The sequence below is a fragment of the Paracoccus haematequi genome (assembly GCF_900631945.1).
Lineage (GTDB): Bacteria > Pseudomonadota > Alphaproteobacteria > Rhodobacterales > Rhodobacteraceae > Paracoccus > Paracoccus haematequi_A.
In genome coordinates, this window is sequence record NZ_UZWE01000026.1 from 20,492 (window position 1) to 34,493 (window position 14,002).

A 14,002-nucleotide genomic window follows, 5' to 3' on the forward strand; every position below is an offset into this window, starting at 1 on the left:
GGTAATGCCGGTTTGGGCATCAGAGAGACAAGAGGGAACTTGACCATGAAAAAGGCTCTTATCGCCTCCACCGCGCTGGTCCTGACCGCCGGCGTCGCCGCCGCCGACGTGACCATCTCGGGTTACGGCCGGACTGGCGTGATCTATTACGAAAACGACGACTCGAACGTTAACGAGACCCAGATCATCTCGCGCCTGCGGATGAACATCGACGCCGCGACCTCCACCGACCAAGGCGTCGACTTCGGTGCCCGCTTCCGTCTGCAGTGGGACCAGAACCGCGATGACGACCGTGGTCAGCGCGGCGCGACCAACGCCGGCAAGCTGTACGTGACCGCCAGCGGCCTGACCGTTGAAATCGGTAACGTCGACACTGCGTTCGACTCGAACGGCCTGATCTACGCGACCGAACTGGGTTCCTATGACCGCTCGGTCGGCTTCAGCGACGTGACCGGCAACTTCTTCTCGTATCACACCGGCGAATACGACCAGGACGAAGTCGGTCGCGTCGGCATCCGCGCGCTCTACTCGGTCGGCGATCTGGAAGTGCAAGCGTCGTATGTGGACCCGGATCAGCGCTATGACCGCGGTGTCGGCATCGACCTCGACGGCGACGGCGTCGTCGATGTTGTCTCCAATCCGAATGCCGATCTGGAAGAAGAGTTCAGCATCTCGGTCGACTATACCTGGAACGAGCGTCTGGAACTCTCGGCTGCCGCAGCTTGGAACGGCGGCGGGATCGACGGCAACGACATCTTCTTCGTGGGTGCCCGTTACGCCGTTATGGAAAACGCCCGCATCGGCCTGAACTATGTTGACGCCGGCGACGACGAAGATGGCTACGATGGCCAAACCTTCGCCCTGTATGGCGACTACACCCTGGCCGATGGCCTGACCAACATCGAAGCCTATATCGCCAACAACAACAACGATGCCAATGAAACCGACAATGCGTTCGGTATCGGCGTCAACTACGACCTGGGCGGTGCCCGTCTGGGTGCCTCGCTGCAGCGCGACTATGCTGAAAACGTGACCGCCGACTTTGGCGTGCGCTTCGACTTCTGATCCACAAGATCGGATGCCAAACTCAAGAGCGGGCCTTGCGCCCGCTCTTTTCTTTTTGTCTTGTCGCATCATGGGACTGGATGACATCAGGCGCCGCATCGCCGCGGCCGAGGAACGGGCCGGACGCGCGCCCGGCAGCGTCACGCTGATCGCTGTCAGCAAGGTGCAGCCTGCGGATCGCGTGACAACCGTGCTGGACGCAGGTCAGCGCGTCTTCGGCGAAAACTATGTGCAAGAGGCGCAGGGCAAATGGCCCGGCTGGCGCGCCGCCTATCCGGGGGTCGAATTGCACATGATCGGCCCGCTGCAATCCAACAAGGCCCGCGCGGCGGTCGAACTGTTCGACGCCATCCACACCCTGGACCGCATGACCCTCGCCCGCAAGCTGGCCCAGCAGATCGCCGACCAGGGCCGCAGCCCCCGGCTGTTCATCCAGGTCAATACCGGGGACGAGCCGCAGAAGGCCGGAATCCTCGCCGACGAACTGCCGGTCTTCCTGTCCTCCTGCCGCGACCTGGGCCTGTCGCCCCAAGGCCTCATGTGCATCCCGCCCGAGGACCAGGATCCCCTGCCCCATTTCCGCCTGCTGCGCCGCCTTGCTGCGGATCACGGGCTGCCGAACCTGTCCATGGGAATGAGCGCGGATTTCGAAACCGCCATCGCCGAGGGCGCGACCCATGTGCGCGTGGGATCGGCCCTCTTTGGCGCCCGCGACTACGGCTGATTTCCTCTTGCGAAACGCCGCCGCCCCGCGTATGTCCGGCGGCGGGACACCCTTCCCCAACGAAGGGCTTTTAGCTGGAAGGCTGACATGAAGGATCTGACGATCCCGGCTGCGCGCCCGGTCAATCCGCGCTTCTCCTCTGGCCCTTGCGCCAAAATCCCCCATTACACCCTGGACCTGCTTGCGGATGCGCCGCTGGGCCGCTCTCACCGTGCCGCTGTCGGCAAGGCGAAGCTGGCCGAGGCGATCGATCTGACGCGCGAAGTTCTGGGCGTTCCCGCCGATTACCGCATCGGCATCGTCCCCGGTTCCGACACCGGCGCGGTCGAGATGGCGATGTGGTCGCTGCTGGGCGCCCGCCCGGTCGAGATGCTGGCCTGGGAAAGCTTTGGCGAAGGCTGGGTCACCGATGCCGTCAAGCAGCTGAAGCTGGATGCGACCGTCCGCAAGGCCGATTACGGCAGGATCGTCGATTTCGCGCAGGTCGACTTCGACAAGGATGTGGTCTTCACCTGGAACGGCACCACCAGCGGCGTGCGTGTCCCGAACGGCGATGCGATCCCCGCCGACCGCGCGGGCCTGACCATTTGCGACGCGACCAGCGCGGCCTTCGCGATGGACCTGCCCTTCGACAAGCTGGATGTGGTCACCTTCAGCTGGCAGAAGGTGCTGGGCGGCGAGGGCGCGCATGGGATGCTGATCCTGTCGCCCCGCGCGGTGGAACGGCTGGAGACCTATACCCCCGCCTGGCCGCTGCCCAAGATCTTCCGCATGACCAAGGGCGGCAAGCTGATCGAGGGCATCTTCAAGGGCGAAACGATCAACACGCCCTCGATGCTGGCGGTCGAGGATTATCTGGTCGCTTTGAAATGGGCGCAGTCGCTGGGCGGTGTGAAGGCGCTGATCGCGCGCGCCGATGCTAATGCCGCCGCCGTGCGCGACTTCATCGCGGACAAGGACTGGATCGCCGATCTGGCCGAGGATCCGGCGACGGGTTCGAACACCAGCGTCTGCCTGCGCTTCACCGATCCGGCCATCAAGGACGGCGCCGCCTTCGCCAAGGCCGTCGACAAGCGGCTGGAAAAGGAAGGCGTGGCGCTGGATGCGGGCGCCTATCGCGAGGCGCCGGCGGGCCTGCGGATCTGGTGCGGATCGACCGTCGAGACCAGCGATGTCGCGGCGCTGATGCCCTGGATCGAATGGGCCTATCGGGCCGAACTGGCCGCGCAAGCGTAACCAAGCCGGGGGCTTTCCCCCCGGACCCCCAGGATATTTCCACGAAGATGAATAGCGCCCTTGGGTGAAGGGTGCGGCATATGAGGATGAACGACATGCCGAAGGTTCTCGTGTCCGACAAGCTGTCGGAAACCGCCGTCCAGATCTTTCGCGACCGCGGCGTCGAGGTGGATTACCTGCCCGATCTGGGCAAGGACAAGGAAAAGCTGGCCGAGGTGATCGGGCAGTATGACGGGCTGGCGATCCGGTCCGCGACGAAGGTGACCGAAAAGCTTCTGGAGAAGGCCACCAATCTCAAGGTCATCGGCCGGGCCGGGATCGGCGTGGACAACGTGGACATTCCGGCGGCGTCGAAAAAGGGCGTGATCGTGATGAACACGCCTTTCGGCAACAGCGTGACCACCGCCGAACACGCCATCGCCATGATGTTCGCCGTCGCCCGGCAACTGCCCGAGGCCAGCGCCAGCACCCATGCCGGGAAGTGGGAGAAGAACCGCTTCATGGGGGTCGAGCTGTTCAACAAGACCCTGGGCGTGATCGGGGCGGGGAATATCGGGTCGATCGTCATCGACCGCGCTTTGGGGCTGCACATGAAGGTGCTGGCCTATGACCCCTTCCTGTCGCCCGAACGCGCCAAGGAGATCGGCGTCACCAAGGTCGAACTGGACGATCTGCTGGCAAAGGCGGACTTCATCACCTTCCACGTCCCCTTGACCGAGAAGACGAAGAACATCCTGTCGCGCGAGGCCATCGCCAAGCTGAAGCCCGGCGTGCGCATCATCAACTGCGCGCGCGGCGGCCTGGTCGACGAAGAAGCCCTGGCCGAGGCGCTGAAGGACGGCCGCGTCGCGGGCGCCGCCTTCGACGTCTTCGCCGTGGAACCTGCCACCGCCAGCCCGCTGTTCAACCTGCCGAACGTGGTCGTGACCCCGCATCTGGGCGCGTCCACCACCGAGGCGCAAGAAAACGTAGCCCTGCAAGTGGCCGAGCAGATGTCGGATTATCTGCTGACGGGCGCGGTGCAGAACGCGCTGAACATGCCCTCGGTCACGGCCGAGGAAGCCGCCGTCATGGGCCCCTGGATCAAGCTGGCAGGGCATCTGGGCGCCTTCGTGGGCCAGATGACCGACGAGCCGATCAAGGCGATCAATGTCCTGTATGACGGCGTCGCCGCGACGATGAACCTGAACGCGCTGAACGCCGCCGTGATCGCGGGCGTGATGAAGGCCACGAACCCGGACGTGAACATGGTCTCGGCCCCGGTGATGGCCAAGGAACGCGGCGTGCAGGTGGCCACCACCACCCAGGACAAGGCGGGCGTGTTCGAAGGCTATATCAAGCTGACCGTCGTCACCGACACGCGCGAGCGGTCCATCGCCGGCACCGTCTTCAGCGACGGCAAGCCGCGCTTCATCCAGATCCGCGGCATCAATATCGACGCCGAGGTCGGGCAGCACATGCTGTATACCCGCAACAAGGACGTGCCGGGGGTCATCGGCGCCCTGGGAATGACGCTGGGCGATCTGGGCGTGAACATCGCCAACTTCACCCTGGGCCGGTCGGCCGAGGGGAACGACGCCATCGCCATCCTGTACCTGGACGAGGCGATCAGCGACGCGGCCCTGGCGGCGTTGCAGAACACCGGCAAGTTCCTGCAAGCCCGCCGCTTGCAGTTCGAGGTTTGACGATTCCGCCGCGTCCCCTTACGCAGGGGGCGCGGCTTTTCTTGCAGCGGGGCGGTGATGCGGCTTTATGTCATTGGCGATGTCCACGGGCATCTGGACCAGTTGAAGGCCGCGCATGACCGCATCTTCCGCGACGGCGGCCGGGACGCGGTGATCGCCCATGTGGGCGACCTGATCGACCGGGGGCCGGATTCGCGCGGCGTCGTCGATTACCTGATGACCGGCCAGGCGCAGGGGCGGCCCTGGATCGTCACGCGGGGCAATCACGACCGTTTCCTGCCGCAATACCTGTCGCAGCCCGACTGGGTGGATCCGGACCTCAGTTCGCGCCTGCACTGGACGCTGCATTCCGGCTTGGGCGCGCCGGAGACGCTGCGGTCCTATGGCGTCGATCCCGCCCTGCCGCCCGACCGGATGCTGGCCGAGGCCAAGCGCGCCGTGCCCGCCGCCCACGCCGCCTTCCTGGCCTCGCTGCCGCTCTATTTCCTGCATCCGCTGGCCCTGGTCGTTCATGCGGGCGTCCGTCCCGGCGTGGACCTGCAAGACCAGGCCGAGGAGGATCTGGTCTGGATCCGGCAGGGATTCCTGAACAGCCCCGTGGATCACGGCCCGCTGGTCGTCCACGGCCATACCGCGATCCAGACCGCCACCCATTACGGAAACCGCCTGAACGTCGACGGGGGCGCGGCCTATGGCCGTCCGCTTTGCGCGGCGATCGTCGAACGGGACGCGGTGTATCTGCTGACCGATGACGGCCGCGTGCCGCTGGAACCACAGGATTTGCCATGCGACTGATCGCCCTTGCCCTGCTGATGACCCCCGCCCTGGCCCAGGCCGAGGAGATCGCCAAGATCGGCGTCGACTGGGTCGGCAATGACATCGTGATCGAAGCCGTGGCCGACCCGGCGGTCGGCGGCGTCACCTGCCACCTGGCCTATTTCGAGCGGTCCGTGCTGGACAGGCTCAGCCAGGGGAACTGGTTCGAGGATCCGTCGAACAGCGCCATCCAGTGCAGCCGCACCGGCGCCGTGGATGTCAGCGGCCTGCGCCCCGGCCGCCCCGAGGAGGTGTTCAGCGAGGGCCGGTCGCTGCTGTTCAAGTCGCTGCGCGTCAAGCGCATCTATGACGCGGAAAACCGCGTTCTGGTCTATCTGGCCCATGCCAGCGAATTGACCGAAGGATCCGCCAAGATGTCGATGTCCACCGTGCCGCTGCTGCCCGAGGACGGGACCGACGCGCCAGCCCGATAGGCCCAGGGCCTGTGGCGGACTTGCCCCACGAAATCGTGCAAATGCTGGCGATCCGATGGACAGAATCGTCGTATCGGATTAAAACGCCCGACAGACCGGCCCGAAGCCTTACGGAATATCCATGCACGGACAGCATCGCATCGCCAAATACGGATTGGGCCAGGTGGTTCGCCATCGGAACAGGCCGTTCCGCGGGGTGATCTTCGATGTGGATCCCGAATTCGCCAATACTCAGGAATGGTACGATTCCATCCCGGAAGACGTGCGCCCGGCCAAGGACCAGCCGTTCTATCATCTGTATGCCGAAACCGAGGCGACCTATTACGTCGCCTATGTCTCGGAACAGAACCTGGTCCCGGACCATTCGGGCGAACCCCTCGACCACCCCGAGGTGTTCGAGATGTTCGGCGATTTCGAGGACGGGCGCTATCCGCTGATGGGTCCGCTGAACTGAGACTGCTGATAGGGGACCATGAAGGCCAGGCAGTTCCGCTGGTCCTCGCGGTAATAGCACAGCGATTGCGTCAGCCCCTGGATCAGGCACCAGCCGAAGCCGCCTTCGGGAAGGTCCAGCGGATCCATCACGGGCAGGTTGCGGGGCAGCAGGCAATCGGCCGGCAGCCGGCCGCCGTCGTCGGTGATCGCGCAGGACAGGCCGTTGTCGTGCATGACCACGCACAGGTGGATCGACCGCGACATGGCGTCCGGCAGCAGCGCAAGCTCGGCATGTTCGACCACGTTGTTCATCACCTCGGCCAGGACCAGTTCCAGCCGGCCCATGGTGTCGGCGCTGAGCTGGGGCGCGAAGCGGGCGCGCAGGTCCTTCAGGGCCTGGCGTACGTCATTGGGATCGGCTTGCAGCACGCGGTGGAACATCGGCTGCGAGCGGGTCAGCGTGCGGGGTTTCGGACCGGCGTTCTGCCGTTCGGTGGAACTCATTAAAACGACTCCTGTCTGGGAACGCGGATGCTATTCCTGTTGCGGGGCGGGCCGGATGTCGAACACGCTGTCCATCCGGGTCAGGCGGAACACGCGTTCGACGTTCGGGGTCAGCCCCTCCAGCACCAGGGGCAGCGATTCGGGCAGCGCCTTGCGCACCGCGATCATCGCCCCCAGGCCCGAGCTGTCCATGAAATCGACGCGCCGCATGTCCAGGCGCACCGGCTTGCGGCCCCGCAGCACGATTTCGCGCAGCCGGTCCTTGAACCGGGTGGCGATGGCCGCGTCGATGCGCGCATCCTGGATGGTGACGATCAGTTCGGCGTCGGCTTCGTTGACGATCAATATGGGCATGTCGGTCCTCTGCGCTGTCCGGTCAGGCCTAAAGGAAAAAGGTTACCATCCGGTAAGCGCCGCCCCGCCCCGTAACACCCCGTCGGTCCGCATTCATCCTGCCCAAAACAGCGGCAGATGCCGGTGCACGCGCCCGTTCCTGCCCAAGGCGTGATCCCGATCTGCGGAACTTTCGCGCAGGGCAGGCTATTCCTCTGTGGACTTGGGAAAATCCGTCTCTGATCATTGTCAGGAAGAGGCCCGCGAAGGGTCCGGTTTTAGCGGGTGGGATCTATGACGTATTACAACGAGATGTATGAGGGATCGCAGGTTCGCGACCCTTATGCACGGCTCAGCCAATGGGTCGAGACGATGCCGGCGGATTTCCGGCAGATGAAGCAGGCCGAGGCCGAAGCCCTGTTCCGCCGCATCGGCATCACCTTCGCGGTCTATGGCGAAGGCGGCGACCCCGACCGGCTGATCCCCTTCGACATGATGCCCCGCGTCTTCGAACAGGCCGAATGGCGCAAGCTGGAACGCGGCATCAAGCAGCGCGCCCGCGCCCTGAACGCCTTCCTGCGCGATGTCTATGGCCGGGCCGAGATCGTGCGCGCCGGCCGCATCCCCGCCCGGCTGGTCTATCAGAACGAGGCCTACGAGAAGGCCGTGGTCGGCGTCGTCCCGCCGCGCGGCGTCTATTCCCACATCATCGGCATCGACCTGGTGCGCACCGCCAAGGACCAGTTCTACGTGCTGGAGGACAACTGCCGCACGCCGTCGGGCGTCAGCTACATGCTGGAGAACCGGGAAATCATGATGCGGATGTTCCCCGGCCTGTTCCGGGGCAACCGGATCGAGCCGGTGGACCAGTATCCCGACCTGCTGCGCCGCACGCTGGAATCGGTGGCCCCCGCGAAATGCCACGACCGGCCCACCTGCGTGGTCCTGACGCCCGGCCATTTCAACAGCGCCTATTACGAACACAGCTTCCTGGCCAACCTGATGGGCGTCGAGCTGGTCGAGGGACAGGATCTGTTCGTGGACGGCGAATTCGTCTATATGCGCACCACCCAGGGGCCGAAGCGCGTGGACGTGATCTATCGCCGCATCGACGACCCCTTCCTGGACCCGCTGTGCTTCCGCCCCGATTCGATGCTGGGCGTGCCGGGGCTGATGGATGTCTATCGGTCCGGGGGCGTGTCGATCTGTTCGGCGCCGGGCGCGGGCGTGGCCGACGACAAGGCGATCTATACCTTCGTGCCGGAAATGGTCCGGTTCTATCTGGGCGAGGAGCCGCTGTTGCAGAATGTCCAGACCTGGACGCTGTGGAAGGACGACGACTACAAATACGTCATGGAAAACCTGGCCGATCTGGTGGTGAAGGAGGTCCACGGATCGGGTGGCTACGGGATGCTGGTCGGGCCGAAATCCACGAAAGACGAGATCGAGGCCTTCCGCGCCAAGATCCAGGCTGATCCCGGCAACTATATCGCCCAGCCGACGCTGGCGCTGTCCACCTGCCCGACCTTCGTGGCCGAGGGACTGGCGCCGCGCCATGTCGACCTGCGCCCCTATTGCCTGTGCGGCGACCGGATCGAACTGGTGCCGGGCGGGCTGACCCGCGTGGCGTTGCGCGAAGGCAGCCTTGTCGTCAATTCGTCGCAGGGCGGGGGCGTCAAGGACACCTGGGTTCTGTCGGAATAGGAAGGGGACGCACATGCTCAGCCGCACCGCCGCCAACCTATTCTGGATGGGCCGCCACCTGGAACGCGCCGACACCGCCGCCCGCCTGCTGGATGTGGGCCAGCGGATCACGCTGCTGCCCAACACCGCCTCGGGCTATCAGAACGAATGGAATTCGCTGTTGCAGGCGTCCGGGTCAGCCGACCTGTTCGCCCAGAAATACGGCGAGATCAGCCAGGAAAACATCGAGGAGTTCATTTTCTTCGACCGAGAGAACCCGTCATCGGTGATGTCCTGCATCGAAAAGGCGCGCGAAGCCGGGCGCATCGTGCGCACCGCCCTGACCAGCCAGGTCTGGGACGCGCTGAACATGGCCTATCAGGATCTGCGGCAGCTCGAACGGACGCCGCGCGACAAGCTGGACACGGCCTCGCTGACCGATGTGACGACCAGCCACACCTCGACCGTGCGGGGCGCGATCAACGCCACGCAACTGCGCAACGACGGCTGGCATTTCATGAACCTGGGCTATGGCCTGGAACGCGCGGACGCCACGGCGCGGCTGCTGGACGTGAAATACTATGTCCTGCTGCCCCGGATCGAGTTCGTGGGATCGGGGCTGGACACCTATCAATGGCAGGTGATCCTGCGGGCGCTGTCGGCGCATCGGTCCTATCATTGGGCCTATGGCGGCGACATCACGGCAGGCAGGGTCGCGGATTTCCTGATCCTGAACGGCGAAAGCCCCCGGTCGCTGATCACTGCGCTGTACGAGGCGGTCTGGAACCTGGAAGGCATCGCCAAGCGCTATGGCGACACCGTGCCGACCAACGCCCGCGACAAGGCGCGCGAGGTGCTGGGCCGGTTGCAGGCGCATGACATCGACATGATCTTCGACGAAGGGTTGCACGAATTCCTGACCTGGTTCATCGGGGAAATCGGCACGATTTCGACCCTGGTCCACGAAGATTACCTGCTGGGAGGGTCGTGATGAAGCTGCGCATCGTTCATCAGACGGTTTACCGCTATGACCTGCCGGTCAGGAACCTGGTCCAAAGCCTGCGGCTGACGCCCTCGGTCTTCGAAGGGCAGCGGACCCATGATTGGGTGATCGACGTGTCGGGCGGCATTCGCGGCCCCGGTTTTCGCGATGGCGCGGGCGACTGGATCGAGGGCTGGACCGTGCGCGGCCCGACCGAGGAGGTCGTCGTCGCCACATCCGGGCGTGTCGAGACGCGCGATACCGCGGGCGTGCTGCGCGGGCATCGCGAACTGATCCATCCGCTGGCCTATCTGCGCGACACGGTGGCGACCAGGGCAGACGCGGCGCTGCGGGATCTGGCGGCCGGCGTGACGGATGCCTCGGATCCGCTGGGCCTGGCGCATCGCCTGTCGGCGGCGGTGTCCGAGGCCATCGCCTATCGGCCGGGGCGGACGGAATTCCACACCACCGCCGCCGAGGCCTTGGCCCAGGGCGAAGGCGTCTGTCAGGACCACGCCCATGCGCTGATCGCGGTGGCCCGACTGCGCGACCTGCCCGCGCGCTATGTCTCGGGCTATCTGCACAGCACCGCCGGGGGCGAGGCGCATGAGGCCGCCCATGCCTGGGCTGAAATCCATGTCCAGGGTCTGGGCTGGGTCGGTTTCGACCCCGCGAACCGCTGCTGCCCCGACGAACGCTATGTCCGGCTGGGATCGGGGCTGGACGCCCTGGACGCCGCGCCGATCCGGGGAATCGCGGCAGGCCAGGGGATCGAGACGCTGGATGTGGCCGTCAATGTCGAGGAAGTGGAACGCTTCCAGACCCAGAGCCAGAGCCAGACGCAAAGCTGACAAGAACGGGGGGCTGCCGCCCCCGTCCGCCAGGGCGGACTCCCCCGCGGATATTTGGACCAAGGCAAAAGGACCGATTGCGGCAGCGTGGCGACGCCTCTAGATTGCCCGCGATCATGACGGGGAAGACGCAGCCATGACCTATTGCGTCGGCTTGAAGCTGAATGCCGGACTGGTGCTGCTGTCGGACACGCGCACCAATGCGGGCCTGGACAACATCGCCTGCTATCGCAAGATGTTCTTCTTCGAGGAGCCGGGCGAACGCGCCGTCGTGGTGATGACCGCCGGGTCGCTGTCGGTCACCCAGACCACGCTGGCGCGCCTGAACGAGGCCATCCATGACGAGATGGCGGACGAGACGACCTCGATCATGAAGGCGCAGACGATGTTGCAGGTCGCGACCATCATCGGCGACACGCTGGCGCGCACCCGCCGCGAGATCGCCGAGCAGTGCCGCGACCTGCGCCAGCAGGCTTCGGCCAGCATGATCGTCGCCGGCCAGCGCCAGGGCGGGGACATGCGCATGTACCTGATCTATCCCGAGGGCAACTTCATCGAAGCGACCGAGGACACGCCCTTCCTGCAAATCGGCGAACACAAATACGGCAAGCCGATCCTGGACCGGGTGGTAACCCCCGCGACCAGCCTAACGGACGCGCAGAAGGCCGTTCTGCTGTCGATGGATTCGACGCTGCGGTCGAACCTGTCGGTCGGAATGCCGCTGGATCTGGCGATCATCGAACAGGGCGCCTGCGCGATCACCACCCGCCGCCGTATTCTGGACGGCGATGCCGATTTCGCGCGGATGAGCGCGGCCTGGTCCGCCGCCCTGCGCGACAGCTTCGTCAATATCCAGCTCTGACCGGCGGCGGCATTCCCGCCCGCCCCGGCAACACAGATTTGCCCGCGAAGGCGGTTGAGCCGGAGATGACGCGACGTTAAACGGGTCCACCATCCCCGGAGGAACAGAATGTCCGACAAGACCCCCCGCAGCGCCCGCGTCACGCCCGAGGAGGCCCTAGCCTATCACATGGAGCCGCGTCCGGGGAAATTCGAGGTGGTGGCCTCGACCCCCATGACCACGCAGCGCGACCTGTCGCTGGCCTATTCGCCAGGAGTCGCCGTGCCGGTCCAGGCCATCGCCGACCGGCCCGAGACCGCCTATGACTATACCGTCAAGGGCAACATGGTCGCGGTGATTTCGAACGGCACCGCCATCCTGGGGATGGGAAACCTGGGGGCGCTGGCCTCGAAGCCGGTGATGGAGGGCAAGGCGGTGCTGTTCAAGCGCTTTGCCGACGTGAACGCCATCGACATCGAACTGGACACCGAGGACGCGGACGAATTCATCAACGCCGTGCGCCTGATGGGTCCGACCTTCGGCGGCGTGAACCTGGAAGACATCAAGGCGCCCGAATGCTTCATCATCGAGCAGCGCCTGAAGGAGCTGATGGACATTCCGGTCTTTCACGACGACCAGCACGGCACGGCGGTGATCTGCGCGGCGGGCCTGCTGAACGCGCTGGAACTGTCGGGCAAGAAGATCGAGGATGTGAAGATCGTCCTGAACGGCGCGGGCGCCGCCGGGATCGCCTGCCTGGAACTGCTGAAATCCATGGGCGCGCGGCACGAGAACTGCATCATGGCCGACACCAAGGGCGTCATCTGGCAGGGCCGGACCGAGGGCATGAACCAGTGGAAATCGGCCCATGCGGTCGTGACCGAGGCCCGCACGCTGGAGGACGCCATGAAGGGCGCCGACGTGTTCCTGGGCGTCTCGGCCAAGGGCGCGGTGACGCAGGACATGGTGGCCTCGATGGCCGACAACCCGGTGATCTTCGCCATGGCCAATCCCGATCCCGAGATCACCCCCGAGGAAGCCCATGCCGTCCGCCCCGACGCCATCGTCGCCACAGGCCGCAGCGACTATCCCAACCAGGTGAACAACGTCCTGGGCTTTCCCTATCTGTTCCGCGGCGCGCTGGACATCCATGCCCGCGCCATCAACGACGAGATGAAGATCGCCTGCGCCGAGGCGCTTGCGAAGCTGGCGCGCGAGGATGTCCCGGACGAAGTCGCCGTGGCTTACGGGCGCAAGCTGCAATTCGGCCGCGACTACATCATCCCGACGCCTTTCGATCCGCGCCTGATCCATGTGGTGCCGCCCGCCGTCGCGCAGGCGGGGATGGAGACCGGCGTGGCCCGCCGCCCGATCATCGACATGGAGGGTTACGTCCAGTCGCTGAAGAACCGCATGGACCCAACCGCCGCCATCCTGCAAGGCATCCACGCCCGCGCCCGCCAGAGCCAGGCCCGCATGATCTTCGCCGAGGGCGACGACCCGCGCGTGCTGCGCGCCGCCGTCGCCTGGCAGCGCGGCGGCATGGGCCAGGCCCTGGTCGTCGGTCGCGAGGCCGATGTGAAGGAAAAGCTGGAGACGGCGGGTCTTGCCGACGCGGTGCGCGAACTGACCGTGGTCAACGCCGCCAATTCGCGGCACCTGGATGCCTATCACGAATTCCTCTATGCGCGCCTGCAACGCAAGGGCGTGGACCGCGAGGACGCGCACAAGCTGGCCAACCGCGACCGCCACGTCTTCGCCGCGCTGATGCTGGCGCATGGGCATGGCGACGGGCTTGTCACCGGCGCGACCCGCAAGAACGCCCCGGTGCTGGCGCAACTGGGAACGGTCTTCGACCTGCGCCCGCAGGACGGCGCGGTGGGCATCACCGCCGTGCTGCACAAGGGCCGCATCGTGATGATCGGCGACACGCTGGTCCATGAATGGCCCGAGGCCGAGGATCTGGCCGACATCGCCACCCGCGGCGCCGCCGTCGCGCGCGGGCTGGGGCTTGAGCCGCGCGTGGCCTTCCTGTCGTTCTCGAACTTCGGCTATCCGGTCAGCGAACGGGCCGTGAAGATGGCCAAGGCGACCGAGGTTCTGGACCGCCGGGGCGCTGATTTCGAATATGAAGGGGAAATGACCGTCGATGTGGCGCTGAACCCGGAATCCATGGCCCGCTATCCTTTCAGCCGCCTGACCGGACCGGCGAATGTCCTGGTGGTGCCCGCGCGCCATTCGGCGTCGATCAGCGTGAAGCTGTTGCAGGAAATGGCGGGGGCGACGGTGATCGGCCCGATCCTGACCGGGGTGCCGCAGGCGATCCAGATCTGTTCCACGACCTCGACCGTGAACGACATCCTGAACATGGCGGCGATCGCGGCGGGGGGCCTGGGCCGGGGCAAGTAAGGGG

At 65.5% G+C, this 14,002-nt stretch carries 14 protein-coding genes; 12 read left to right on the forward strand and 2 right to left on the reverse strand.

Annotation, left to right across the window (positions count from 1 at the left end; all coding sequences use genetic code 11):
• The first annotated feature begins 45 nt into the window (after positions 1-45).
• The 7 genes from PARHAE_RS07105 (at position 46) to hspQ (ending at position 6,414) form a co-directional block, all read left to right on the forward strand.
• Entirely contained in the window at positions 46-1,065 is a 1,020-nt protein-coding gene (locus PARHAE_RS07105; protein WP_126153917.1) for a porin, read from the forward strand.
• Positions 1,066-1,135: 70 nt separating this feature from the next.
• Positions 1,136-1,789 (forward strand): YggS family pyridoxal phosphate-dependent enzyme, encoded by a 654-nt coding sequence (locus tag PARHAE_RS07110; RefSeq protein WP_126153918.1) that lies wholly within the window; start codon positions 1,136-1,138, stop codon positions 1,787-1,789.
• Positions 1,790-1,876: 87 nt separating this feature from the next.
• Complete coding sequence (locus PARHAE_RS07115; protein ID WP_126153919.1) at positions 1,877-3,025, forward strand: phosphoserine transaminase; 1,149 nt, start codon at positions 1,877-1,879, stop codon at positions 3,023-3,025.
• Between the two features lie 95 nt (positions 3,026-3,120).
• On the forward strand, positions 3,121-4,710 hold the full coding sequence (gene serA / locus PARHAE_RS07120; RefSeq protein WP_164555171.1) for a phosphoglycerate dehydrogenase: 1,590 nt from the start codon (positions 3,121-3,123) through the stop codon (positions 4,708-4,710).
• A 57-nt stretch (positions 4,711-4,767) separates the two neighbouring features.
• On the forward strand, positions 4,768-5,505 hold the full coding sequence (locus PARHAE_RS07125; protein WP_126153920.1) for a metallophosphoesterase: 738 nt from the start codon (positions 4,768-4,770) through the stop codon (positions 5,503-5,505).
• Positions 5,496-5,960, forward strand: a complete 465-nt coding sequence (locus PARHAE_RS07130; protein ID WP_126153921.1) for a CreA family protein — start codon at positions 5,496-5,498, stop codon at positions 5,958-5,960. The genes PARHAE_RS07125 and PARHAE_RS07130 overlap by 10 nt, the downstream gene beginning before the upstream one ends.
• A 121-nt stretch (positions 5,961-6,081) precedes the next feature.
• On the forward strand, positions 6,082-6,414 hold the full coding sequence (gene hspQ / locus PARHAE_RS07135; RefSeq protein ID WP_126153922.1) for a heat shock protein HspQ: 333 nt from the start codon (positions 6,082-6,084) through the stop codon (positions 6,412-6,414).
• On the opposite strand, the gene PARHAE_RS07140 is transcribed toward hspQ, so the two are convergent.
• Together PARHAE_RS07140 and PARHAE_RS07145 are read right to left on the reverse strand one after the other, a co-directional pair.
• Positions 6,387-6,899 carry an ATP-binding protein gene (locus tag PARHAE_RS07140; protein WP_126153923.1) on the reverse strand — a complete coding sequence of 171 codons (513 nt, stop codon included), beginning with the start codon at positions 6,897-6,899 and terminating at the stop codon, positions 6,387-6,389. The two genes, hspQ and PARHAE_RS07140, sit on opposite strands and share 28 nt — an antisense overlap.
• A 30-nt stretch (positions 6,900-6,929) precedes the next feature.
• The gene (locus tag PARHAE_RS07145; protein ID WP_126153924.1) at positions 6,930-7,253 is read right to left on the reverse strand and encodes an STAS domain-containing protein; all 324 of its coding nucleotides are present in this window, start codon (positions 7,251-7,253) and stop codon (positions 6,930-6,932) included.
• Between the two features lie 273 nt (positions 7,254-7,526).
• On the opposite strand from PARHAE_RS07145, the gene PARHAE_RS07150 reads away from it, so the two are divergent.
• The 5 genes from PARHAE_RS07150 to PARHAE_RS07170 all read left to right on the forward strand — a co-directional run bounded on the left by PARHAE_RS07150 (position 7,527) and on the right by PARHAE_RS07170 (position 13,998).
• Positions 7,527-8,936, forward strand: a complete 1,410-nt coding sequence (locus PARHAE_RS07150; protein WP_126153925.1) for a circularly permuted type 2 ATP-grasp protein — start codon at positions 7,527-7,529, stop codon at positions 8,934-8,936.
• A gap of 13 nt (positions 8,937-8,949) precedes the next feature.
• Positions 8,950-9,906 carry an alpha-E domain-containing protein gene (locus tag PARHAE_RS07155; RefSeq protein WP_126153926.1) on the forward strand — a complete coding sequence of 319 codons (957 nt, stop codon included), beginning with the start codon at positions 8,950-8,952 and terminating at the stop codon, positions 9,904-9,906.
• Positions 9,906-10,748 carry a transglutaminase family protein gene (locus PARHAE_RS07160; RefSeq protein WP_126153927.1) on the forward strand — a complete coding sequence of 281 codons (843 nt, stop codon included), beginning with the start codon at positions 9,906-9,908 and terminating at the stop codon, positions 10,746-10,748. The genes PARHAE_RS07155 and PARHAE_RS07160 overlap by 1 nt, the downstream gene beginning before the upstream one ends.
• A 136-nt stretch (positions 10,749-10,884) precedes the next feature.
• Positions 10,885-11,610 (forward strand): Ntn hydrolase family protein, encoded by a 726-nt coding sequence (locus tag PARHAE_RS07165; RefSeq protein ID WP_126153928.1) that lies wholly within the window; start codon positions 10,885-10,887, stop codon positions 11,608-11,610.
• A gap of 108 nt (positions 11,611-11,718) precedes the next feature.
• Entirely contained in the window at positions 11,719-13,998 is a 2,280-nt protein-coding gene (locus tag PARHAE_RS07170) for an NADP-dependent malic enzyme (RefSeq protein ID WP_126153929.1), read from the forward strand.
• Positions 13,999-14,002 lie beyond the last annotated feature (4 nt).